Below are 21,572 nucleotides of genomic sequence, written 5' to 3'. Positions count from 1 at the left end.
ACCTGTGTACGTTCACCGGCTGGAACTGGTCGACTTCCGCTCGTACGAGCGGGTGGCCGTCGACCTCCAGCCGGGAGCGAACGTCCTGATCGGCGCCAACGGCGTCGGCAAGACCAACCTCGTCGAGGCGCTGGGCTACGTGGCGACCCTGGACTCGCACCGGGTCGCCACCGACGCGCCTCTGGTCCGGATGGGTGCCACGTCCGCGGTGATCCGCTGCGCGGTGGTGCACGACGGCCGCGAACTCCTGGTCGAGCTGGAGATCGTGCCCGGCAAGGCCAACCGGGCCCGACTGGGCCGCTCACCGGCGCGGCGGTCCCGGGACGTGCTCGGGGCGCTCCGGCTGGTGCTCTTCGCCCCGGAAGATCTTGAGCTGGTCCGGGGCGACCCGGCCGAGCGCCGCCGCTACCTGGACGACCTGCTGGTCAACCGGCAACCCCGGTTCGCGGGCGTGCGGGCCGACTACGAGCGGGTCGTCAAGCAGCGCAACGCCCTACTGCGCACCGCGTACCTGGCCCGCAAGACCGGTGGGTCCCGGGGTGGCGACCTCGGCACCCTCGCGGTCTGGGACACCCACCTGGCACAGCACGGGGCGGAGCTGCTCGCCGGCCGCCTGGAACTGGTGGCCGCGCTCACCCCGCACGTGGCCAAGGCGTACGACGCGGTGGCCGCCGGTCGGGGTGCGGCGAGCATCACCTACCGGCCCTCGATCGAGCTGGCCGAGCCGACCACCGATCGGGCCGCGCTGGCCGAGGCGCTGACGGCGGCCCTGGCCGCGTCCCGCTCCGCCGAGATCGAGCGGGGCACCACCCTGGTCGGCCCACACCGCGACGAGTTGGCGCTGAGCCTCGGCCCACTGCCCGCCAAGGGGTACGCCAGCCACGGCGAGTCGTGGTCGTTCGCCCTCGCGTTGCGGCTGGCCGGGTACGACCTGTTGCGCGCCGACGGCATCGAGCCGGTGCTGGTGCTCGACGACGTCTTCGCGGAGTTGGACACCGGCCGCCGGGAGCGGTTGGCGGAGCTGGTCGGCGGGGCGAGTCAGCTTCTGGTCACCTGCGCGGTGGACGACGATGTGCCGGCCGCCCTGCGCGGCACCCGCTACCAGGTCGGCGAAGGGACGGTACGCCGTGTCGGATAAGCCAGGCACCGATCGACCATCGGCCGGCGAGGGCCCGGCTGCGCGTACCCCGAAGGCGGCGGAGGGATCGGCGGGCGGTGAGCCGGCGGCGGCCGCCAGCGGGCCGGAGCTGGCCCGGGCGGTGCTCGACGCGGCGCTGTCCCGACGGCAGGCGGCGGCCCGCGCCCGGCGTACCCCCGGCGGCGGCGACGCTGCCGGGGGCTCGGGGCGGCGGTTGCGCGGCTACTCCGGCCCCGGCCCCGACCCGCGCGATCCGCAGCCGCTCAGTGCCGTGCTGAACCGGCTGGTGAAGGCGCGTGGCTGGCAGCAGCCGGCCGCCGAGGCCACCGTGTTCGGCGCCTGGGAGCGGGTCGTCGGCGCGGAGGTCGCGCAGAACAGCCGCCCGGTGAAGTTGGAGAACGGCGAGCTGACAGTGGAGGCGCGCTCGACCGCCTGGGCCACCCAGCTGCGGCTGCTCGCCGGCTCGCTGCTCAAGCAGATCGCCAGCGAGGTCGGGCACAACGTGGTGCGCAAGCTGCACATTCACGGCCCGGCCGCGCCCTCCTGGGGGAAGGGCCCACGCCGGGTACGCGGCCGGGGTCCGCGCGACACGTACGGCTGAGCCGGCCATTCAGCCGCGCCGTTCAGCCGCGCCGGTCGGCCTCGCGGGCTGCCCGCTTGCGTTCCCGCTGCTCCCGGGTGAAGCGCTTGCGCTCGGCCAGGTCACGTTTCCACGCCTCGCGGGCCTCGGCAGAGCCGCCCTGCACCGCGCCCTGCACACCCTCGGCCGGCCCGGCGAGGTGCCGGAAGGCCCAACGCATCAATCGGCCGCCCTCGCCCGGGGCCCTGGTGATCGCGCCGTCCTCGCTCATCTGCCGTCCTCTTCCCCGCGTCGCCTCGCCGGTTCTCGCCCGTCGCACGAGCCTACCTTTGGGGCACCAATGGTTGGTGTACCAATGATCGGTACGATAGTCACCGTGCGGAGAGAGGGCAACCGATGAGCGAACGACCGGGCGGCGTCGACCCGCTGGCCCTGGAGCAGCAGGTCTGCTTCGCCCTCTCGGTCGCCGCGCGCAGCGTGGTGGCCGTCTACCGGCCGCTGCTGGAGCCGATGGGGCTGACCCACCCGCAGTACCTGGTGATGTTGGCGCTCTGGCAGCACGCACCGTTGTCCGGTCGCGACCTCAGTCGCCTGCTTCAGCTCGACCCGGGCACGCTCTCACCGCTGCTCAAGCGACTGGAGGCGGCCGGCTACCTGCGCCGGGAACGCGACCCGAGCGACGAGCGCAGCCTCGCCGTCACCCTCACCGCCAGCGGTGCCGCGCTGCGGAGTCAGGCCGAGCTGATCCCGGCCGCGATCGTGCAGCGGCTCGGGCTGCCCGTCGAGGACCTGCAACACCTGCACGCGGTGCTCACGCGGCTGATCTCGGCCGCCAACCGACCGGCCACCCCGGAGACTGACGGGGCGGCTCAGGCGTCGGCGTAGACGGCGAACCCGCGCTCGGCGCAGCGCCGGTAGAACGCGGCCAGCACGCCCAGCTCGGCGCAGGTGAAGTTCCACTGCGGCGGGTCACCGCGCTCGTCGCGCAGCGCGTCGAGCCGGCTCTCCAGCCAGCGCAGCTGCTGCTCGGCCAACCGACCGTCGCCGAGCAGGGAGCGCAGCACGGTGCTCACCGACTCGAAGGTGACCGCCTCACCGGTCGGGCGGTGCGCGGCTACGAACCGTTCGATGCCGCTCGCGATCCAGGAGCAGCCGTCCGGGTCGATCACCGGGTCCTCGTCCTCGGCGGCAGCGTCTGTGGCGTACAACACACCTTCGAGGCCGAGCAGCAGATCCACCAGCTCGGTGTACGCGGTCGCCCGGATGGTGCCGGTCTTCGCGATCAGCTCGGCCAGCGCCGCGGTCGGCGCGGAGATGCGCGGCAGGTCGACGATCTCGCCGAAGTCGACGAACTCGGCCGGCGCGACCGGATCGTAGAAGCGGCCGGTACGCGGCCAGTGCACCGCGACGTTGTCCAGCCCCATCTGTCACCTCTTAAAGAGCACGTGTCGGGTCGATCGGGTCGATCGTCCCGGTTCCAACCGGTAAAGATCAAGGCTGGTTCCGGGGCGCCGCAAACGTACGGCACTGACGCTTTGGCCGCGACCCCCGACCCGCCCGACCGCGGGTCAACCCGTTCCGGGGCGGCGCGTGCGATGGGGGCCTGGCGTGTGGGGGGAGTCGTGGGCGGCGGGGTTCTGCCGGCTATGGACTTCTCAGCCGCCTCGTTGAGGGTGCCGAGTGGTGGTTCTGTCCCCCGCGCACAGTAGGATTGACAGTGAGACGAAGACCCGGTGCGGGAGTGGGACGGGGCCGCTGGCCCCAGATTCATTCTCCACGTCGGGTCGAGCCGATCGCGATCCGCGGGCAACCGCGGCGACCGGCGCGTTCGACCCGCTGTCCGGAGGTCTCCGGCGCCGGTCCACGCGCCGACGTCGCGTCCTGTCCGCCGAACCCGCGCCCGACGCGCCCTACCGGCGCGGCTGACGCGAGAAAGTGGCCGAGGGTGGCAGCGCAGGACAAGCAGGAGTACGGCGCAGAGTCGATCACCGTTCTCGAGGGGCTGGAGGCGGTTCGCAAGCGGCCCGGTATGTACATCGGGTCCACGGGCGAGCGCGGTCTGCACCACCTCGTCTGGGAGGTCGTCGATAATGCGGTCGACGAGGCGCTGGCCGGATACTGCGACACCATCGACGTGGTGCTGCTCGCCGACGGCGGCGTCCGGGTCACCGACAACGGCCGTGGTTTCCCGGTCGACCTTCACCCGAAGCTCAAGAAGCCCGGTGTCGAGGTCGCGTTGACCATCCTGCACGCGGGCGGAAAGTTCGACGGCAAGGCGTACGCGGTCTCCGGCGGTCTGCACGGCGTCGGTGTCTCCGTGGTGAACGCGCTCTCCACCAAGATGTTCGTCGAGATCCACAAGTCTGGCTCCGTGTGGCGGCAGCACTACACCAACTCCAAGCCGAGCCCGCTGGAGAAGGGCGAGACCACCGACCGCACCGGCTCGGCAGTTTCCTTCTGGCCCGACCCCGACGTGTTCGAGACCGTCGACTTCGACTTCCAGACCATCTACCGACGCCTGCAGGAGATGGCCTTCCTCAACCGCGCCCTGCGCATCCACCTGCTCGACGAGCGGGTGGCCGAGGAGGAGGACGGCCGGCAGCGCGAGGTCACCTTCTACTACGAGGGCGGCATCGCGGACTTCGTCCGGCACCTCAACGCCTCGAAGAGCCCGATCCACAAGACCGTGGTCGAGTTCGAGGCCGAAGAGGAGGGCATGTCCCTCGAGATCGCCATGCAGTGGAACGAGTCGTACGGCGAGTCGGTCTACACCTTCGCCAACACGATCAACACCCACGAGGGCGGCACCCACGAGGAGGGCTTCCGGTCCGCACTGACCAGCGTGGTCAACCGGTACGGTACCGACAAGAAGCTGCTCAAGGGCGACGAGAAGCTCTCCGGCGAGGACATCCGCGAGGGGCTCGCGGCGATCATTTCGGTCAAGCTGGCCAACCCGCAGTTCGAGGGTCAGACCAAGACCAAGCTGGGCAACACCCCGGTGAAGAGCTTCGTGCAGCGGGTCTGCAACGACCGGCTGGTCGACTGGTTCGACCGCAACCCGGCCGAGGCCAAGATGATCATCACGAAGGCGTCCCAGGCGGCCCGCGCCCGGATCGCCGCGCAGCAGGCGCGCAAGCTGGCCCGGCGCAAGTCGCTGCTGGAGTCCGGCTCGATGCCGGGCAAGCTGGCCGACTGCCAGTCGACCGACCCCCGCGAGTCCGAGGTGTTCATCGTCGAGGGTGACTCGGCCGGCGGCTCGGCCAAGCAGGGTCGCGACCCACGGACCCAGGCGATCCTGCCGATCCGCGGCAAGATCCTCAACGTGGAGAAGGCCCGGATCGACCGGGTGCTGAAGAACAACGAGGTCCAGGCGCTGATCACCGCGCTGGGCACCGGCATCCACGACGACTTCGACATGGAGAAGCTGCGGTACCACAAGGTGGTGCTGATGGCCGACGCGGACGTCGACGGCCAGCACATCCAGACGCTGCTGCTCACCCTGCTGTTCCGCTTCATGCGTCCGCTGGTCGAGATGGGGCACGTCTACCTGGCCGCCCCGCCGCTCTACAAGATCAAGTGGAACAAGAAGGGCGACGACGCCCAGTACGCGTACTCCGACCGCGAGCGGGACGGGCTGATCCTGCTGCGCCAGCAGAAGAAGCCGAACGCCAAGCCGGACGACATTCAGCGCTTCAAGGGCCTCGGCGAGATGAACTATCCCGAGCTGTGGGAAACCACTATGAACCCGGCGACGCGTACCCTGCGTCAGGTCACTCTCGACGACGCGGCGACCGCCGACGAGTTGTTCAGTGTGCTGATGGGTGAGGACGTCGAGGCGCGCCGGTCGTTCATTCAGCGCAACGCCAAGGACGTGCGGTTCCTGGACATCTGACGGACTGCGCCGGATCGGTCGGGCACTGCCCGGCCGATCCGGCGGTCCACAGAGTTATCCACAGCTTGGCCGGTATCCACAGCCGTTATCCACAGCACGAAAACGACTCTGAGTCTGATAAGGGTATACAGTGACCGATTCTCCCGAGTCCACACCGAACGAGCCCGAGGTTCCCGCCGAGGCCATCGCCGCGGTGGTCGCGCACGACCGGATCGAACCGGTCGGGCTCGAGGTGGAGATGCAGCGCTCCTACCTCGACTACGCGATGAGCGTCATCGTCGGTCGCGCGCTGCCGGACGTCCGGGACGGCCTCAAGCCGGTCCACCGCAAGATCCTCTACGCGATGTTCGACTCCGGCTACCGTCCGGACCGGGGCTACGTGAAGTGCTCCCGCGTCGTTGGTGACGTGATGGGTCAGTTCCACCCGCACGGCGACTCGGCGATCTACGACGCGCTGGTCCGGATGGCGCAGTCCTGGTCGCTGCGCTACCCGCTGGTCGACGGCAACGGCAACTTCGGCTCGCCGGGTAACGACCCGGCCGCCGCCATGCGATACACCGAGTGCAAGCTCGACCCCCTCGCCATGGAGATGCTGCGGGACATCGACGAGGACACCGTCGACCTGCAGGACAACTACGACGGCCGGGCCAAGGAGCCCACCATCCTGCCGTCGCGGATCCCCAACCTCCTGGTGAACGGCTCCGAGGGCATTGCGGTCGGCATGGCCACCAAGATCCCGCCGCACAACCTGCGGGAGATCGGTGCGGCGGTGCAGTGGTGCCTGGAGCACCCGGAGGAGGACGAGGAGACCACCCTCGAGGCCCTGCTCGGCATCGTCAAGGGCCCGGACTTCCCGACCCACGGCCTGATCGTCGGCACCACAGCGATCCAGGACGCGTACCGCACCGGTCGCGGCTCGATCCGGATGCGCGCCGTCGTGGAGGTCGAGGAGGACAAGCGGGGTCGCCCCTGCCTGGTCGTCAGCGAACTGCCCTACCAGGTCAACCCGGACAACCTCGCCGAGCGGATCGCCGAGCTGATCAAGGAGGGCAAGCTCGCCGGCATCGCCGACATCCGCGACGAGTCCTCCGGTCGTACCGGCATGCGGATCGTCCTGGTGCTCAAGCGCGACGCCGTCGCGAAGGTCGTGCTGAACAACCTCTACAAGCACACCCAGCTCCAGGAGACCTTCGGCGCCAACATGCTGGCCCTGGTCGACGGGGTGCCGCGCACGCTCAACCTGGCCCAGTTCCTCCGCTACTACGTCGAGCACCAGATCGACGTGATCCGTCGGCGGACCGCGTTCCGGCTGCGCAAGGCCGAGGAGCGGGCACACATCCTGCGCGGCCTGGGTAAGGCGCTGGACGCGCTGGACGAGGTGATCGCCCTGATCCGGCGCTCCCCGACAGTGGACGACGCCCGACAGGGCCTGATCCGGCTGCTGGAGATCGACGAGATCCAGGCGACCGCGATCCTGGACATGCAGCTGCGCCGGCTCGCCGCTCTGGAGCGGCAGCGGATCATCGACGACCTGGCGAAGCTCGAGATCGAGATCGCCGACCTCAAGGACATCCTCGCCAAGCCCGAGCGGCAGCGGAAGATCGTCTCGGAGGAGCTGGGCGAGATCGTCACCAAGTGGGGCGACGACCGCCGGACGCAGATCATCCCGTTCGACGGCGAGGTCTCGATGGAGGACCTCATCGCCCGGGAGGACGTGGTCGTCACGATCACCCGCACCGGGTACGCCAAGCGGACCAAGGTCGATCTGTACCGCTCGCAGCGGCGCGGCGGTAAGGGCGTCAGTGGCGCCACGCTGCGGCAGGACGACATCGTCAGCCACTTCTTCGTATGCTCGACCCACGACTGGATCCTGTTCCTCACGAACAAGGGCCGCGTCTACCGGGCCAAGGCCTACGAGTTGCCGGAGGCCAGTAGGGTAGCCAAGGGCCAACACGTGGCCAATCTGCTCGCCTTCCTACCCGACGAGCAGATCGCGCAGATCATTGAGATCCCGAACTACCAGGTAGCCCCCTATCTGGTACTGGCCACGAAGAACGGCCTGGTGAAGAAGACGCGGCTCGAGGAGTTCGACTCCAACCGTTCCGGCGGCATCATCGCGATCAACCTGCGCGATGAGGACGAGCTGGTCGGTGCTGCGCTGGTTGCGCCGGAGAACGACCTGCTGCTGGTCTCGAAGAAGGCACAGGCAATCCGGTTCAACGCCTCGGACGAGGCGTTGCGGCCGATGGGCCGGGCCACCTCGGGTGTGATCGGCATGCGCTTCACGGACGACGACGTCCTGCTCGCCATGGAAGTCGTGCGGGAAGGTTTGGACGTTCTGGTGGCCACGAACGGGGGATACGCGAAGCGAACCCCGATCGAGGAATACCCGGTGCAGGGCCGGGGAGGTAAGGGCGTGTTGACTGCAAAGATCACCGAACGGCGCGGTGGTCTGGTTGGCGCGGTGGTGATCGACCCGGACGACGAGCTGTTCGCGATCACCAGCAACGGTGGTGTCATTCGGACTCCGGTGAAGCCTGTACGGCGTACGCGTGACCGGAACACAATGGGGGTCAAGCTGATGGACCTCCCGGACGGCGTGACTATCGTGGCGATTGCTCGCAATGCCGACGAGCCTGACGAACAGGACTAGTTGAATGACGGAGACACAGGCGAAGTCGGGGAACTCGGGGACCTCGGCCAAACCGGTCGACGAGGAGGCCGCCAAGGGCGGCACACCAGCGACCGGCCGCGCGGCCGTGGGCCGGGCGACGGTCCCCGCCGATGCGCCTGCCCCGAAGTTCACCAGGGCTCCAGGTATGACACCCCCGCCGGAACAGCCGGGCGAAGATGGCGAGTCCGGCGACAAGACCGAGACGCCCAGCGCCGAGGCGCCGACGTCGGCCGCCGCCAATCCTCCGGGTCCGGCGGCGGCACCCTCGGCACGTCCGGCGACCACCCAGCCGATCGGTCTCCGGCCGGGTCAGGCGGCGTCAACCGGGTCCACCGGCACCCAGCCGCGGATCACACCCGGGATGACCCAGCCGCAGCCGGACGCGGCGCGTACGTCCGCCACCGCCGGCCGCCCGGCCAGCGGTGGTGGCCTGCCACCGGGGATCGGCAACGCGTCGGCCGTCGGCGCAGCCCGCGTCGGTGACGCGGTGCGTGCGGCGCGTACGTCGGTCAGTTCGGCCGCTTCCCGCGGACCGCGTCGGGCCCGGCTGAACCTCAAGCGGATCGACCCGTGGTCCGTGATGAAGTTCGCATTCGCGGTGTCGGTGGTGCTCTTCATCGTCGTGGTGGTCGCCACCTCGGTGCTCTACCTGGCGCTGGACGCGATGGGTGTGTTCCAGAGCGTCAACGAGAGCCTGAGTGACCTGGTCAACGCGGGCGGCGGCCAGAGCACCAGCGGCTTCCAGATCACCGCCAAGGGCGTGATTCTCAGCTCTGCGCTGATCGGCCTGGTCAACGTGGTGCTGTTCACCGCGCTGGCCACCCTGGGCGCGTTCGTCTACAACGTCTGCGCCGACCTGGTCGGCGGGATCGAGCTGACGCTCGCCGAGCGGGACTGAGTGACCGGGACGCCGGGGCACCGCGGAATGCGGTCGCTCCGGCGTCCCGTACTCGGGTAGGTTTTGCAGGCGGCGACGGGCCTGGCTCGCAAGCGCGGACCCCGATTTGGGGCCGGCGGAGCGGATGGGTTAATCTTGCTCGTCGCAACGCGGGGCTATAGCTCAGTCGGTTAGAGCGCAGAGCTGATAACTCTGAGGTCGATGGTTCGATTCCATCTAGCCCCACCGCATGTCGTCCGACGGTAGTCGAGCGCGAGGGGTCGCCCCATGTTCAAGAAGCTGCTGATTCTGGCTGGCGTCGTCGGTGTGGCTGCCGTCGTGTTCAACAAGATCAAGGCGTCGAACGATGAGCGTGCCCTGTGGCACGAGGCGACCACCGCGCCCGACCTGCGCTGACGTTCGGCCCGGCGACGAGCGATCATCGCCAAGCCACCCACGGGGCCCTAGCTCAACTGGCAGAGCACTGCCTTTGCAAGGCAGGGGTTAGGGGTTCGAGTCCCCTGGGCTCCACCACGCACAGCCTGTGAGCTGCACCGGGGCTAAGTTCGAGATCATCGGGCAGAGATCCGGCACACCTCAGGAATGATCTTCCCTCGGTTGGCATCTACCGGTCAGGGCCCCCAAGCAACACCTCCGGATTCCTCCAGCGGGTCAAGCGGGCTTGGCCTGCAAGATCGTCGTCGGATGCGCGTCGGCGAGTTTACGGACCACGGCGCTGTGAGGTCCCGGGCTGTTCTGCTCTCCGTCGGATGGCAAGCTCATGCCTCATGATCCATGACTTCGCTAAGGACTATCTGCACCGCCAGCTCAGGTCGAGACGTCAGGCGCTGATCTGGAAGCTCGGTGGGGACGCCGTGAGAAGTCCGGATCGCGTGGAGGTTCGCCCGTGAGGGCGGTCATCGTCGCGGCCGCGGTCGCGTTCATCATCTCCCTGTTCGGCACGCCGGTGGCGATTCGCGTCTTCACCGCGCTCAAGGCAGGCCAGCCGATCCGATCCATCGGGCTTGCCAGCAACCAGGGCAAGAAGGGCACGCCCACGATGGGCGGCGTCGTCTTCATCGTGGCGACCGTCTTCGCCTACGTCGCCGGGCACATCGCCCTGACCACCCTGCCCGAGCGGCAGATCGCGCAGGAGGGCCCGACAATGACGGCCCTGGTGCTACTCGGCCTGTTCGTCTTCTGCGGTGCGGTCGGCTTCTTCGACGACTTCCTCAAGGTGCGCAAGCGCAACTCCGACGGACTGTCCGCCAAAGGCAAGCTGCTCGGCCAGGCCATCGTCAGCGCAGGCTTCGGCATCGCCGCGCTCTACGTGCCGAGCACCAACGGCCAGACCGTGGCCAGCGAGCACATCTCGCTCATCCGCGACATCAGCTGGCTCGACGTCGGCAAGGTCGGCGCGGTCATGGTCATCGTCTTCGTGGTTACGGCGATGTCGAACGGCGTGAACCTCACCGACGGCCTCGACGGCCTGGCCACCGGCGCGTCGATCCTGGTGCTCGGCGCGTACGCGCTGATCGGTTTCTGGCAGTACCGGCACTGGTGCGCCGACGACGCGTACGGCCGCGTGAATGACTACTGCTACCAGGTCCGGGATCCCCTGGAGATCGCCATAATCGCGGCGGCGGCGGCCGCCGCCTGCGTGGGCTTCCTGTGGTGGAACACGTCCCCGGCGCGGATCTTCATGGGTGACGTGGGCGCGCTCGGACTCGGCGGCCTGATCGGCGGGCTCGCGGTGGTAACCCGCACCACGCTGCTTTCGATCATGATCGGCGGGCTCTTCGTCATCATCACGACGACCTGGGTGATCCAGATCGTCTCGTTCCGGACCACCGGTAGACGCGTCTTCCGGATGGTGCCGTTGCACCACCACTTCGAGCTGGCCGGATGGAGCGAGGTCAATATCGTGGTCCGGTTTTGGATCGTGGCCGGCGTCTGCGTGGCGGTCGGCTTGGGCCTGTTCTACTCGGATTTTCTGGCGGTCGTTGGATAAGAGCCACGCGACAAGCCTTGTCGCGCCACCGACGGCCCGACACGCAGCTCTGCTGAAGACCCTGCGACAGGACCTGATGCCGCGAGCGAGGCGTGGCACGTAACGGTCCGCAGACGAGCCTGCAGGGCCGACCACAGCGGGCGGCATGGCAGGCGCCGACCGGGGTAGGAGAAACGGCAACAACCCCCCGGAAGTGAGGTGTCATACCAATGCCTACGGCACGCGAGATCATGACGAACGATGTGACCTGTGTCCGCGAGCAGGACGACCTGAAGTCGGCCGCGAAGCGGATGGCCGAGTTGGGGGTCGGTGCTCTGCCGATCTGCGGCGACGACAACCGGCTCAAGGGCATGCTGACCGACCGCGACATCGTGGTGAAGGTGCTGGCCGAGGGCCGCGACCCGGCCAACGTGACGGCCGGTGAGCTGGCCCAGGGCGAGGCGGTGACCATCGGCGCGGACGACGACGCGGCCGAGATCCTTCGCACCATGGGCCAGCACAAGGTACGCCGGCTGCCGGTGATCGATGGCCACGAGCTGGTGGGCATCGTGGCGGTGGCCGATGTGGCCCGTTCCCTTCCGGAGCGCCCGGTCGGCGACCTCATCGAGGCCATCTCCGAGCGCAGCTGACCTTCGCGCCTGTCAATGATCGCCGCCGCCGGTTCGCCGGCAGGCGGCGATTCGCGTACTCCGGCGGTCCGTGCCGGCAGGTCGGGGTGGGGCGAGGTATTCGGTGCGAGCGTTATGACTCTGGGGTATGAATATGACTCTGAGGTATACCGCTCTTTGCCATCTGGCCCCGGAGCCCTCGGAGCCCCCGGAGCCGGCAGTGCGGTCAGGCGGGCGGAGTGAGCGGGACGGTCTCGCCACGGGCGATGGTGCGTACCTGCTTTGCCCAACCTCGGCGGCGGGCCTCGTCGACGAAGTGTGCCAGCGGTGAGCGGAACACCGGGTAGTCGTCGTAGTGGATCGGCACGGTCAGCTTCGGCCGAACCAACTCCACCAGGTTCGCACCCTGGCGGGCGTCCATGGTGAGCAGAATTCCGGCGACCTTCGTGCCGCCAAGGTGGATCAGCATCGCATCGATGTCCGGGTAGCGTTCGGGGATGGCGGTGAGCAGCGGCCGGTTGAGGGTGTCGCCGGTGACGTAGAGCCGGAACTCCCGCCGCCCGGAGCGTTCCACGTCGATCATCGTGCCCATCACGTCGGGCATCAGCAGGTCCAGTGCGCCCGGCCCGTGCTGCCCGGGCATCGAGGTCAGCCGCACTGTCGTACCGTCGCGGTGCAGCTCTCGCGACGACCAGGTCGGCAGGCCCTGGGCGGCCTGGAAGCCCCAGCGGCGCAGCTTGCGTTCCGCGGCGGGGGTGGTGACGATGGGCAGCTCGCGGTCCAGTTCCCGACGGGCCACCCGGTCGAAGTGGTCGCCGTGCAGGTGGGAGAGGACCACCGCGTCCAGCTCCGGGAGCTGGGCGATCCGCAGCGCCGGATCCGTGCGTCGGCGCGACCACAACCCCTTGCCCAGGTACGCCCGTTGACCCCGGTGCAGGAAGTTCGGGTCGGTCAACAGGGTGAAGCCGCCGATCCGCAGCACCGTCGTCGCGGTACCAATGAACGTGACCTGGGGTTGCTCCGCCATCGTGCCCACCTCCTCCGGCTCCGGTACCCCGATGAGCCGTAGGCATGCGGCTCACTCCCGGCACCGCTGACGTGCCGACCAGAGCACGCGTGCGGGGTCAGGGGTCGGAGCGCGCGATCCGGACGGCGACGCCGTCGAGGATCAACTCCAGCCCGAGCAAGAAGTCCGCGTCGGTGCTGGTGGCTCGGTGGACCACCAGCACCGAGGAATCGGCTTTCCACCCGGCACCGCGCTCGCCATGATTCAGCGGTGAACGAACAGCCGGAGCCCGTCATCCTGCACCTGTACTGCCGTGTCGACGTGGTGGTCACCGATCCGGCTGCTGTGACCGGTCACGCGGTCGCCGATCTGCGATCCGCCGGGATCGACTGGTCCACCGAGGAGGACGACCTCGACACGGCCACTGAGGAGTTGCGGCGCGACCTGACCGCCTCGCTGGGCAGCGTCGCGGACATCAGCCGACTCGTCGACAACATCCCAGGCGTCGAGTTTCGGGGCGGCCACTGCTGGGCCGAGTCGGGCCCAGTGCGGGAGGCCTTCCCGGCCCGCTAGTGGCGCCGACGGTCAGTCGGCGGAACCACCGTCCGCCGCGGGCTCGGCACCGGAGCCGGACCGGTTGGGACGGGCCTCCGGGAGGTGTTCCATCAGCTTGGTGAGCGCGCCGTTGGCGAAGGTCGCGCCGAGCGCCGAACCGGCCCCGATGGTCCAGCCCACCGGCCCGAGCGGGGTGCAGCCGAAGAATTGACTCACCCCCGGGGTCTGCACCACCACGACCAGGACTCCCAGTGACGCCGCCGTGGAGGCCAGCACGGCCGGGCTGGTGCCGCCGGCCAGGATGGTCTGCCCGAGTTGGGTGCCGACCAGGGAGACCAGGGCGACAGTGCCGGCCCGCTGACGGCGTCCGGTGTAGCGGGCCAACGTCCAGCCCGCTGTCGCGCCCAGCGTGGTGGCTGCCGCCCGCAGCCCGATCTCCCTGGTGAGGCTCTCGCCGAGCGCCTTGTCCGGGCCCTCCCGCAGCAGCGCGTCGGTGCGGTCCGACGCGGGTGGCCGGACCGCGATGGCCAGCGCCGGCGCCAGGTCGGTGAGCAGGTTGACCAGCAGCAGTTGTCGTCCGGTGAGCGCGGAGCGGCCCGTCGCCGCGGCGGTGAGCACACTGAACGCGATCTCGCCGAGGTTGCCGCCGACCAGGATGCTGAGCGCGTGCCGTACCGACGACCACATGGCCCGCCCCTCGATCAGGGTGGCGATGATGGTCTCCAGCCGGTCGTCGGTGACCACCAGGTCGGCCGCGGCCCGTGCGGCCGGGGTGCCCCGTTGGCCGAGGGCGATGCCGACGTCGGCCAGCCGGATCGCCGGGGCGTCGTTGGCACCGTCGCCGGTCATCGCCACGGTCCGCCCGCACTTCTGCAACGCCTGGATGATCCGCACCTTGTGGGCCGGGGTGCAGCGGGCCACCACGTCGGTGTTGGCCAACCGCTCGGCGAGCGCGTCGTCGTCCAGTTGGTCGAGTTCAGCGGCGGTGACCACCCGCTGTTCGTCGTGCTCGCTGATGGTGGCCGCGATCGCCTCGGCGGTGGCCGGGTGATCACCAGTGATCATGATGGTGTGCACGCCGGCCTGCCGGATTCGGCGTACCGCCGGGGCGGCGCTCTCCCGGACACCGTCCGCGAGGGCCAGGAAGCCCACGAAGGTCAGCCCTCGAACGTCGGAGTCGGTCACTGTCGGATCGTTCACCGGGCACTCCGCGACGGCCAGGATCCGGTTTCCCGCGCCGGCCCGGTCGGCGAGCATCCGCTCCAGCTCTGCGCGGCCGGCGTCGTCCAGCGGCTCCTGACGACCGTCCATGCGTCGGGACGAACAGCGCGGCAGCACCGTCTCCGGAGCACCCTTGACGCTCAACAACAGGTGACCGTCGGTCTGTCCGATGCTCGCGTGGTAGCCGCGGGACGGCTCGAACGGCAGCCCTCCGGCGGCCCGCCACCCGGCGGCGCCGGTCTGCTCCACCACCCCGGCCTCCCCGGCCCCCCGCCGGACCGCCCGGTCGGTCTGCAACGCCAACTCCTCCGGATTCTTCGCGGCGGGGGTGGCCCGCAGCGCCGCGGCCAGCGTCATCCGGAGCCGGTCGTCCAACCGGTCCAGCGGGGCGTACCGGTCGCCGACGCTGTCGCCGACCCCGGCTAGCAGCAACTGGCCCTCGGTGAGGGTGCCGGTCTTGTCGAAGCAGAGCACGTCCACCCGGCCCAGCGCCTCGATGGTGCGCGGGTTGCGGACCAACGCGCCGTGCTCGGCCAGCCGCCGGGCCGCGGCCAGCTGCGCCGCGCTGACCAGGAACGGCAGCCCTTCCGGCACCGACGCCACGGCGAGGTTCGCGGCGGTCGCCGCCGTTTCGGCCAGGGGTACGCCTCGAAGCAGGCCGGCGCCGGCCACCGCCACGGCGGAACCAGCCGCCAACGGGATCGCGGCGCTGGTCAACGAGCCGAGCCGAGCTTCCACTCCACTGGCCGGCGGGTCCTGCTTGACCAGGGCGAGGCTGCGGCCGGATTCGGTGTCCGACCCGGTCGCCACCACCACAGCAGTGCCGTGCCCGGCGGCGACTGTGGTGCCCTCGTAGAGCATCGAGTGTCGGTCGGCGATGGCGGCGGCCACCACCGGTCGGTTGGACTTGGCGACCGGCAGCGACTCGCCGGTCAGCGACGACTCGTCAGCCTCCAGACCCACCGACTCGAGCACCCGGCAGTCGGCGGGCACCGAGTCACCCGGTTCGAGGGTGATGACGTCTCCGAGGACCAGGTCCTCGGCGGCGAGAACCTGCTCGGCCCCGTCGCGGCGGACCCGTGCGGTCACCGCCGAACGGGACAGGAGTTCGGCCAGTGACCGTTCGGTGTTGCGTTCGTGCACCGCCCCGATCAGGGCGGACCCACCGACGACGCTGCCCACCAGGGCGGCGTCGACCAGCGATCCGAACGACGCGGAGAGCACCGCCCCGGCCACCAGCACCGGGGTGAGCGGGTTGGACAACTCGTCCACGAAGGCACGCAGCAGCCCTCCGCTCCCCGGCCCGGCATTGCCGTTTCCGCCGGCGCCGTGGTGTCGGCGTTGCGCTTCGGCGCTGCCCAGGCCGTCGGGGGTGGAGCGCAGGTGGTCGAGCACGGTGCCGACCGGCATGAGGTGCCAGGCGGTTGCCACGGGCGCCGGGGTGTCCGACTGGTCGTGCAACCGGCGGGCCTGCCAGACCCCGTTGGCGAAGGCCAGCCCGGCCGCGCCGTTGACCGCGACGAGCGCCCGGCCGGGCAGCTCGGTCGGCGGGGCCGTGAACGCGCCCAGCGCCCCGAGACCGGTGCCGGCCATGGCCAGCCGGATGTTCTGCTGGGCCGTACGCCGAGCCACCCCGGTCGCCTCGATCACCAGGGCCACCACTCGCAGGTCGGCACCGACCAGCAGGTGCGCGCCCCACGGCGGCAGCTCCTCCGGCGCGGCGAACCCGAGACCGCAGTCGGACGCGCCGAGCGCCTTCCGGTCCGCGGAAACCAGCATCACCACCGCGCCGTCGCGCTGCAACGCGCGTACCGACTCGGCCAACTGGTCCCCGCCGGGGAGCATCGCGTCGGCGAAGCCGTACCGTTGCTCGTCGCCGCCGGCAACGACCAGCCGCAGGCCGGCGTGTCGGGCGGCGGAGGGCAGGCCGTCGACGCCGGGCGCGGGTTCCGGCTCGACCCGCAACAGGGCGGCGAGCCGGTCGCCGTGGGCGAGGCCGAGGAGTTGCCCGCCGGCGGAGCGCAGCCGGGCCGCGTCCGGGATGTCGTCCGGATCGTTCGCGGGCATCCGGTCCAGCGGCCCGAGCCGCCAGCCGTCCGCCGTACGGGAAGCGGCCGGGTCGTCCGGGTCGAACAACGCGAAGGCCCGCTCGGCCACCTGGTCGACGTCCGCGTCGGACGCCGGTGCCAGATCGGCCAGGACGCCCCGGTCCGAGCCGAGCACGGCGGCGTCGAGCACGAGCGTGTCGATCCGGTCCAGTTCGCGCAGCACACTCCGGTCCATCGCGATCACACCACGCCGGGCCAGCATCCGGCCGAGCTGAGCCGCGTACCCCTCGCGGCCGCTGCCCGGCGCCTTCGGCAGCGCGGACAGGCCCAGCGCGGTGGCCCGCTTCGGCCCGGCGAACGGCACCGCCGCCGCGCCGGCGGCCGCGCCGGCGGCGAGCATCCGGTTGATGTACCGCTCGACCGGGCCGTCCGGCTTCAGCCGTGGACGTTCGATCACCGGCCAGCGGGCGGTGGCCCGTTCGGCGTCGCCGGTCAGCCGTGGTTCGGCCTTCTCCCAGGCGGAGAGTTGGGCCCGATCCTCACCCCACTGCACGACCCGTTGGGCGCCGTCCAGGACGATGCCCGTCCAGCGGCCGGTCAAGCCCTGCACCACCGCCTCGGCCAGCGGAAACAGGATGTCGGCGCGCGGGTCGGAGCGCAGGCGTTTGCCGATGAACTCATGCAGTTTCGGCTGGAGATCCACTGCGGAGAGCAGGCCGGCCACCTCACCGGGCAGCGGTGCGAACGGCAGGATCCGGGTGGCCGCCGAGATGGTCAGGCCAAGTGCGTCCGAGGCGAGCGCGCCGAGGGTGCGCGGGGTGCGCGGCCCTTCCTCCGGCGGGTGCGGCGGTGGGATCTCCGGGTCGGGTTCGTGGTCGCAGGTCCGCTCGACGCGGTCGATAGTGGCGATCAGGTCGCGCAACGTCGGCTCTGGGGTCTGGACGGCGACCACCACCCGGCCGGATGGTGCGTTGACCCGGGCCCAGGCCACCCCGGGCATCTGCTCCAGCGCGTCCTCCACCTGACGGGCCAGCCGATTGCCACCGTCCTGGCAGACACCGTGCACCTCGATGTGGTGCCGGCCCGGCCGGGACCAGACCCGACGCCGCGTCAGCCCGGCCGTCCGGGCCAGCCGGACTGCGGCCGAGCTGACCGACCGGGACGCCTCTCCGACCAGGTGCGGCACACCGAAGGACGGCAGGATGCGGCCGGCAGCGCGGCCCGCCGCCGTCATCGAGGCGTACGGGTGGACGGGCGCCGGCCCGGCTCCCTGTTGCCGCTCGTCCTGACCTTGGCCATGTCGTCCTCCCACCGCACTCACGTCCGGCGGCCTGGCTTCCCGACCTGCCATCCGTTATGCCCCCTGAGCGGCGGAATTTTGCGCCGTCGCTGGCGCATGGACGGGATGGGCCGTGGAACCCGACGACCATCACCGGACATGGGGAGGCCGGCATGAGCACGCTGACGCGACATCTCAACGGTTCGCGGGAGAACGTCAAGATGTACAACCGGCGGGTGCAACTGCCGATGCTGGGCGAGGTGGCGGTGCCGCCACCGGACAAGGTCGCCTACTACGCAGGGCTCGGAGTGCTCGCCGCGCTACAGGTCATCGAGTGGCCGATCGCTGTGGTGATCACCGCTGGTCACCTGCTGGCAGACCAGCATTTTTCCGGACTGGTGCGCGGTGTCGGGGAGGCGCTGCAGGACGCCTGACGAGAGCCGGGTCACCGGACGGTTGACATGAATCAGGGTTGAAGTCGCATGCTCGGTCGATGCCGAGCACAGCCGTCACCGCCACACCCGCCGCACCGGGACTCTTCGCACCCCGGCTGCGCGCGATGACGGTGGGCAGCGTCGCGCTGATCTCACTCCTCGCGTTCGAGGCGTTGGCGGTCGGTACGGCAATGCCGACCGTCGCGCGCAGCCTGGACGGGCTGGCGCTCTACGGGATCGCGTTTGGTGGCCCGTTCGCCACCGGTGTGCTGGCCATGGTGGTCTCCGGCATCTGGTGCGACGCCCGGGGTCCGAAGGGGCCGATGTGGCACGGCGTCGCCTGGTTCGTGGTCGGGTTGCTGATCGCCGGGACCGCCCCCGTGATGAGCGCGCTGGTCGTCGGGCGGGTCGTGCAGGGTTTCGGCTCCGGGCTGCTCTCGGTGGCGCTCTACGTGATTGTCGGGCAGGCGTACCCGCAGGACCTGCACCGGCGGATCTTCGCGGCGTTCGCGGCGGCGTGGGTCGTACCGTCGCTGGTCGGGCCGGCGGTTGCCGGCCTGATCGTGCAGCACCTGGGCTGGCGGTGGGTCTTCCTGGCGGTGCCGGCGGTGGCGGTGCCGGCGGGGCTGCTGATCCATCCCGGCCTGCGGTCGCTGGGCCGGAGTGCGGCGACGAGCCCGCCGACGGGTGCGGCGGCGCGGATCGGTTGGGCGTGCGGGGCCGCGGTGAGTGCCGCACTGCTGCACATCGGGGGGCAGCAGCGCGGCGCCACGGCCCTGGTGCTGGTCGCGTTCGCCGTTGTCGGCCTGTTGGTCTGTGCCCCACGCCTGCTGCCGGCCGGGTTCCTTCGGGCAGCACGGGGGCTGCCCACCGTCGTGGGGCTGCGTGGCCTGGCGTCGGCGGCCTTCGTCGGCAGCGAGGTGGTCATCCCGTTGATGCTCTCCCGGGAACGGGGCCTCTCGCCGACCGCGGCCGGGCTGGTCCTCACGGTCGGCGCGCTGGCATGGTCGGCGGGCTCCTGGTTGCAGGGCCGGATCCCGGTGCCGGCGTCGCGGGCCAGCCTGCCGCGCGCCGGGCTGAGCTGCATCACCGTCGGCACCGCCACTGTGGCGCTGGCCGTCCGGCCCGAGCTGCCGGTGGCCGTCGCCGTGGCCGGTTGGGCGATCGCCGGTCTGGGCATGGGGTTGCTCTATCCGCCGTTGTCGGTGCTCACCCTGGAGTTGTCCGCGCCGGGTGAGCAGGGCCGCAACAGCTCGTCACTGCAACTGAGCGACTCCCTCTTCGCGGCGACAGTGCTCGCGCTGACCGGGGCCGTGTTGGCGGCAGGAAGCGCGCCGGGCCCGGCCAGCTACACGACGACGCTCGTGGTGACCGCGGGGCTGGCGCTGCTCGGGGCGTTGCTCGCCGGCCGGGTCGTGGTGGACGGGGGTGTGCGACAGGCCGGGTGATCCGCGGATTCCGCCGCGTCCCGCCCGCTCGTGCCGGAAGGATGGCGGGCGATGAACTTCCTGACCGTGCTGCCCCTCGCCGTGGTCATGGTTGCCGGGACGCAGTTGGTGGTGGCGGTCTTCCTGGCTTCGTCGGATCGGCCCCGGGCGGCGTCGCTGGGCTTCCTCGCCGGCGCGGGGCTGGTGGTCGCCGCCGGGGTGACGGTGGCCTGGTTGTTGGCCAAGCTGGTGCGTGGGGTGGCCGCCGACGCCAGTGCCGTCGCCGGGAAGGTCGACCGCGGCCCCGCCATCGACCTGGTGGTGCTGGCTCTGCTGGTGTGCCTGGCCGTGCTGATCTGGGTGCGCCGGGACCGCTCGGGACCGCCGCGCTGGCTGGGGAGCATCGAGCATGCCGGTCCGCCGCAGGCGCTGCGGCTGGGTGCGCTGCTCTTCGTGGCGACGCCCACCGACGACCTGACCATGGCCACCGTCGGGGCGAGTGTGGCCCGACATGATCTGCCGTGGTGGCACCTGGTGCCGTTCGTGCTGCTCACAGTGCTCCTGCTCGCGCTGCCCCTGCTGGCGTTGCTGCTGCTGGGGAGTAGCGCCTCGCGGGTGCTGACCCGGATGCGGAACTGGGCCGAGGGGCACGCCTGGATCGTCAACGAGATCGTGATCGCGTTCTTCGCGCTGCTCACCGTGTTGGACCTGATTCGATCGGGGTGAGTGGCCACCCGCCGTCACGGGATGCCGTGTCGTTTCGTCGGCACGAGGTAAGGGTCGGACGGGTTCGCAGGAGGACGAGATGAAGGTTCTGATCACCGGGGCATCTGGCAATCTGGGCCGTGCGGTGCTGGGCCGGTTGCGCGACGATCGGATCAGCGTCCGGGCCACCAGCCGCAGGCCGCCCGCCGGCTCGGACGTGGAGTGGGTGGTGTCCGACCTGGCCACCGGGGACGGGCTGACCGAGGCGGTGACCGGGGTGGACGCCGTACTGCACCTGGCATCCGCGCCTCGGGGTCGGCAGACCTACCAGGTGGACGTGTTGGGCACCCGCCGACTGGTGGTGGCCGCCGGCACGGCCGGTGTCCGGCACATCGTCTACATCTCGATCGTCGGGGTTGATCGGGTGCCGATCCCGTACTACCGCCACAAGCTCGCCGCCGAGCAGGTGATCGCGGCCGGTCCGGTGCCCTGGTCGGTGCTGCGGGCCACCCAGTTTCCCCAGTTCCTTGACGACATGCTGACCGCCAGCGCGCGGCTGGGCCCGGTGATCGGGGACCGGGCGGTGCTCGCCCAACCGGTCGACCCGCGCGAGGTGGCGGCGCGGCTGGCGGCCCGACTGGTCGCCGGCCCGTTGGGCGGCGTCGAGGAGCTGGGTGGGCCGCAGGTGCTCCGCTTCGACGAGGCCGCCCGGGCTTGGCGAGCGGCCCGAGGCTCGCGCCGACCCTTGCTGCCGGTGCGGATTCCCGGCCGACTCGGTCGCGAACTGCGGGCCGGTGGTCTGGCCACCGAGGCGCTGCCCCGGGGCGTACGAACCTGGGCCGACCACCTGGCCGACACGTACGGGGGAACCGGCCGGAAATGAGAGCAACAACGGTTCACGTTCGTCTTACGGTGACGCCATGTTCGCTGTCGTCACCACTGTGATCCTCTACGTCTTCGGCTTCGTCTTCCTCTACGGCGTGATCCGGCTGGGTGTCCGGCACGCCTTCGAGGATCTGGAGCTGCAACGGGCCAAGGCCCAGCGCGAGGAGGAGTTGGCGGCTGCCCGCGACCGCTCCTTCATGCGCGACAACGCTTTCCTCGCCGGCAGTTGAGC

The 21,572-nt window shown here is 70.5% G+C and carries 19 protein-coding genes and 2 tRNA genes; 17 read left to right on the top strand and 4 right to left on the bottom strand.

The window, feature by feature from the left end; translation table 11 throughout:
• Positions 1-4: 4 nt before the first annotated feature.
• Positions 5-1,138, top strand: a complete 1,134-nt coding sequence (recF, locus tag GUI43_RS20125) for a DNA replication/repair protein RecF (protein WP_112699507.1) — start codon at positions 5-7, stop codon at positions 1,136-1,138.
• Positions 1,128-1,739, top strand: coding sequence for a DciA family protein (locus GUI43_RS20120; protein WP_112583935.1), 612 nt, complete (start codon positions 1,128-1,130; stop codon positions 1,737-1,739). Before recF ends, GUI43_RS20120 begins: the two co-directional genes overlap by 11 nt.
• 22 nt (positions 1,740-1,761) lie before the next feature.
• Here GUI43_RS20120 and GUI43_RS20115 read toward each other — a convergent pair whose 3' ends face one another.
• A complete protein-coding gene (locus GUI43_RS20115; protein WP_091396532.1) occupies positions 1,762-1,989 on the bottom strand; it encodes a hypothetical protein in 228 nt (75 codons plus the stop codon).
• 125 nt (positions 1,990-2,114) lie between these two features.
• Here GUI43_RS20115 and GUI43_RS20110 point away from each other — a divergent pair, with 125 nt between their 5' ends.
• The gene (locus tag GUI43_RS20110) at positions 2,115-2,603 is read left to right on the top strand and encodes a MarR family winged helix-turn-helix transcriptional regulator (protein ID WP_112699506.1); all 489 of its coding nucleotides are present in this window, start codon (positions 2,115-2,117) and stop codon (positions 2,601-2,603) included.
• Here GUI43_RS20110 and GUI43_RS20105 read toward each other — a convergent pair.
• A complete protein-coding gene (locus GUI43_RS20105) occupies positions 2,588-3,142 on the bottom strand; it encodes a hypothetical protein (protein WP_112583937.1) in 555 nt (184 codons plus the stop codon). The two genes, GUI43_RS20110 and GUI43_RS20105, sit on opposite strands and share 16 nt — an antisense overlap.
• Positions 3,143-3,663: 521 nt before the next feature.
• Here GUI43_RS20105 and gyrB point away from each other — a divergent pair.
• From gyrB to GUI43_RS20065, 8 genes are all read left to right on the top strand, one after another.
• Complete coding sequence (gene gyrB, locus GUI43_RS20100) at positions 3,664-5,610, top strand: DNA topoisomerase (ATP-hydrolyzing) subunit B (RefSeq protein ID WP_112583938.1); 1,947 nt, start codon at positions 3,664-3,666, stop codon at positions 5,608-5,610.
• Between the two features lie 130 nt (positions 5,611-5,740).
• Complete coding sequence (gene gyrA, locus GUI43_RS20095) at positions 5,741-8,263, top strand: DNA gyrase subunit A (RefSeq protein ID WP_112583939.1); 2,523 nt, start codon at positions 5,741-5,743, stop codon at positions 8,261-8,263.
• A gap of 4 nt (positions 8,264-8,267) precedes the next feature.
• Positions 8,268-9,182: a DUF3566 domain-containing protein gene (locus GUI43_RS20090; protein ID WP_112583940.1), complete on the top strand. Its 915-nt coding sequence runs from the start codon at positions 8,268-8,270 to the stop codon at positions 9,180-9,182.
• Between the two features lie 151 nt (positions 9,183-9,333).
• A tRNA-Ile gene (locus tag GUI43_RS20085) sits at positions 9,334-9,407 on the top strand.
• Positions 9,408-9,449: 42 nt separating this feature from the next.
• On the top strand, positions 9,450-9,578 hold the full coding sequence (locus GUI43_RS34310; RefSeq protein ID WP_209444550.1) for a DLW-39 family protein: 129 nt from the start codon (positions 9,450-9,452) through the stop codon (positions 9,576-9,578).
• Between the two features lie 41 nt (positions 9,579-9,619).
• Positions 9,620-9,695 (top strand) — tRNA-Ala (locus GUI43_RS20080).
• A 373-nt stretch (positions 9,696-10,068) separates the two neighbouring features.
• Complete coding sequence (gene mraY, locus GUI43_RS20070) at positions 10,069-11,172, top strand: phospho-N-acetylmuramoyl-pentapeptide-transferase (RefSeq protein ID WP_112583941.1); 1,104 nt, start codon at positions 10,069-10,071, stop codon at positions 11,170-11,172.
• 230 nt (positions 11,173-11,402) lie between these two features.
• The gene (locus GUI43_RS20065; RefSeq protein ID WP_283016237.1) at positions 11,403-11,801 is read left to right on the top strand and encodes a CBS domain-containing protein; all 399 of its coding nucleotides are present in this window, start codon (positions 11,403-11,405) and stop codon (positions 11,799-11,801) included.
• Positions 11,802-12,006: 205 nt separating this feature from the next.
• On the opposite strand, the gene GUI43_RS20060 is transcribed toward GUI43_RS20065, so the two are convergent.
• On the bottom strand, positions 12,007-12,807 hold the full coding sequence (locus GUI43_RS20060) for an MBL fold metallo-hydrolase (protein WP_112583942.1): 801 nt from the start codon (positions 12,805-12,807) through the stop codon (positions 12,007-12,009).
• Between the two features lie 249 nt (positions 12,808-13,056).
• Here GUI43_RS20060 and GUI43_RS20055 point away from each other — a divergent pair, with 249 nt between their 5' ends.
• Complete coding sequence (locus GUI43_RS20055) at positions 13,057-13,359, top strand: hypothetical protein (RefSeq protein ID WP_249037796.1); 303 nt, start codon at positions 13,057-13,059, stop codon at positions 13,357-13,359.
• A gap of 12 nt (positions 13,360-13,371) precedes the next feature.
• Here GUI43_RS20055 and GUI43_RS20050 read toward each other — a convergent pair whose 3' ends face one another.
• The gene (locus GUI43_RS20050; protein WP_112699505.1) at positions 13,372-17,844 is read right to left on the bottom strand and encodes a cation-translocating P-type ATPase; all 4,473 of its coding nucleotides are present in this window, start codon (positions 17,842-17,844) and stop codon (positions 13,372-13,374) included.
• A gap of 218 nt (positions 17,845-18,062) precedes the next feature.
• Between GUI43_RS20050 and GUI43_RS20045 the strand changes: the two genes are divergently transcribed.
• The 5 genes from GUI43_RS20045 to GUI43_RS20025 all read left to right on the top strand — a co-directional run bounded on the left by GUI43_RS20045 (position 18,063) and on the right by GUI43_RS20025 (position 21,570).
• A complete protein-coding gene (locus tag GUI43_RS20045; RefSeq protein ID WP_112583944.1) occupies positions 18,063-18,323 on the top strand; it encodes a hypothetical protein in 261 nt (86 codons plus the stop codon).
• 59 nt (positions 18,324-18,382) lie between these two features.
• Entirely contained in the window at positions 18,383-19,771 is a 1,389-nt protein-coding gene (locus tag GUI43_RS20040) for an MFS transporter (RefSeq protein ID WP_112583945.1), read from the top strand.
• A 51-nt stretch (positions 19,772-19,822) separates the two neighbouring features.
• Positions 19,823-20,476 (top strand): GAP family protein, encoded by a 654-nt coding sequence (locus tag GUI43_RS20035; protein ID WP_112699504.1) that lies wholly within the window; start codon positions 19,823-19,825, stop codon positions 20,474-20,476.
• Between the two features lie 79 nt (positions 20,477-20,555).
• Positions 20,556-21,338 (top strand): SDR family oxidoreductase, encoded by a 783-nt coding sequence (locus GUI43_RS20030; RefSeq protein WP_112583947.1) that lies wholly within the window; start codon positions 20,556-20,558, stop codon positions 21,336-21,338.
• A 37-nt stretch (positions 21,339-21,375) separates the two neighbouring features.
• Positions 21,376-21,570: a hypothetical protein gene (locus tag GUI43_RS20025; RefSeq protein ID WP_030331904.1), complete on the top strand. Its 195-nt coding sequence runs from the start codon at positions 21,376-21,378 to the stop codon at positions 21,568-21,570.
• Positions 21,571-21,572 lie beyond the last annotated feature (2 nt).

It is taken from the genome of Micromonospora noduli (assembly GCF_003264365.1).
GTDB classification, from domain to species: domain Bacteria; phylum Actinomycetota; class Actinomycetes; order Mycobacteriales; family Micromonosporaceae; genus Micromonospora; species Micromonospora noduli.
The sequence above is the reverse complement of the archived record's forward strand: the minus strand, read 5'-3'. Positions and strand labels throughout refer to the sequence as shown.

Bases quoted from the DNA above. Each gene is read 5' to 3' on its own strand.
- GUI43_RS20115 (WP_091396532.1), bottom strand. From the start codon at position 1,989: ATGAGCGAGGACGGCGCGATCACCAGGGCCCCGGGCGAGGGCGGCCGA.
- GUI43_RS20110 (WP_112699506.1), top strand. From the start codon at position 2,115: ATGAGCGAACGACCGGGCGGCGTCGACCCGCTGGCCCTGGAGCAGCAG.
- GUI43_RS20105 (WP_112583937.1), bottom strand. From the start codon at position 3,142: ATGGGGCTGGACAACGTCGCGGTGCACTGGCCGCGTACCGGCCGCTTC.
- GUI43_RS20090 (WP_112583940.1), top strand. From the start codon at position 8,268: ATGACGGAGACACAGGCGAAGTCGGGGAACTCGGGGACCTCGGCCAAA.
- GUI43_RS34310 (WP_209444550.1), top strand. From the start codon at position 9,450: ATGTTCAAGAAGCTGCTGATTCTGGCTGGCGTCGTCGGTGTGGCTGCC.
- GUI43_RS20065 (WP_283016237.1), top strand. From the start codon at position 11,403: ATGACGAACGATGTGACCTGTGTCCGCGAGCAGGACGACCTGAAGTCG.
- GUI43_RS20060 (WP_112583942.1), bottom strand. From the start codon at position 12,807: ATGGCGGAGCAACCCCAGGTCACGTTCATTGGTACCGCGACGACGGTG.
- GUI43_RS20050 (WP_112699505.1), bottom strand. From the start codon at position 17,844: ATGACGGCGGCGGGCCGCGCTGCCGGCCGCATCCTGCCGTCCTTCGGT.
- GUI43_RS20045 (WP_112583944.1), top strand. From the start codon at position 18,063: ATGAGCACGCTGACGCGACATCTCAACGGTTCGCGGGAGAACGTCAAG.
- GUI43_RS20040 (WP_112583945.1), top strand. From the start codon at position 18,383: ATGCCGAGCACAGCCGTCACCGCCACACCCGCCGCACCGGGACTCTTC.
- GUI43_RS20035 (WP_112699504.1), top strand. From the start codon at position 19,823: ATGAACTTCCTGACCGTGCTGCCCCTCGCCGTGGTCATGGTTGCCGGG.
- GUI43_RS20030 (WP_112583947.1), top strand. From the start codon at position 20,556: ATGAAGGTTCTGATCACCGGGGCATCTGGCAATCTGGGCCGTGCGGTG.
- GUI43_RS20025 (WP_030331904.1), top strand. From the start codon at position 21,376: ATGTTCGCTGTCGTCACCACTGTGATCCTCTACGTCTTCGGCTTCGTC.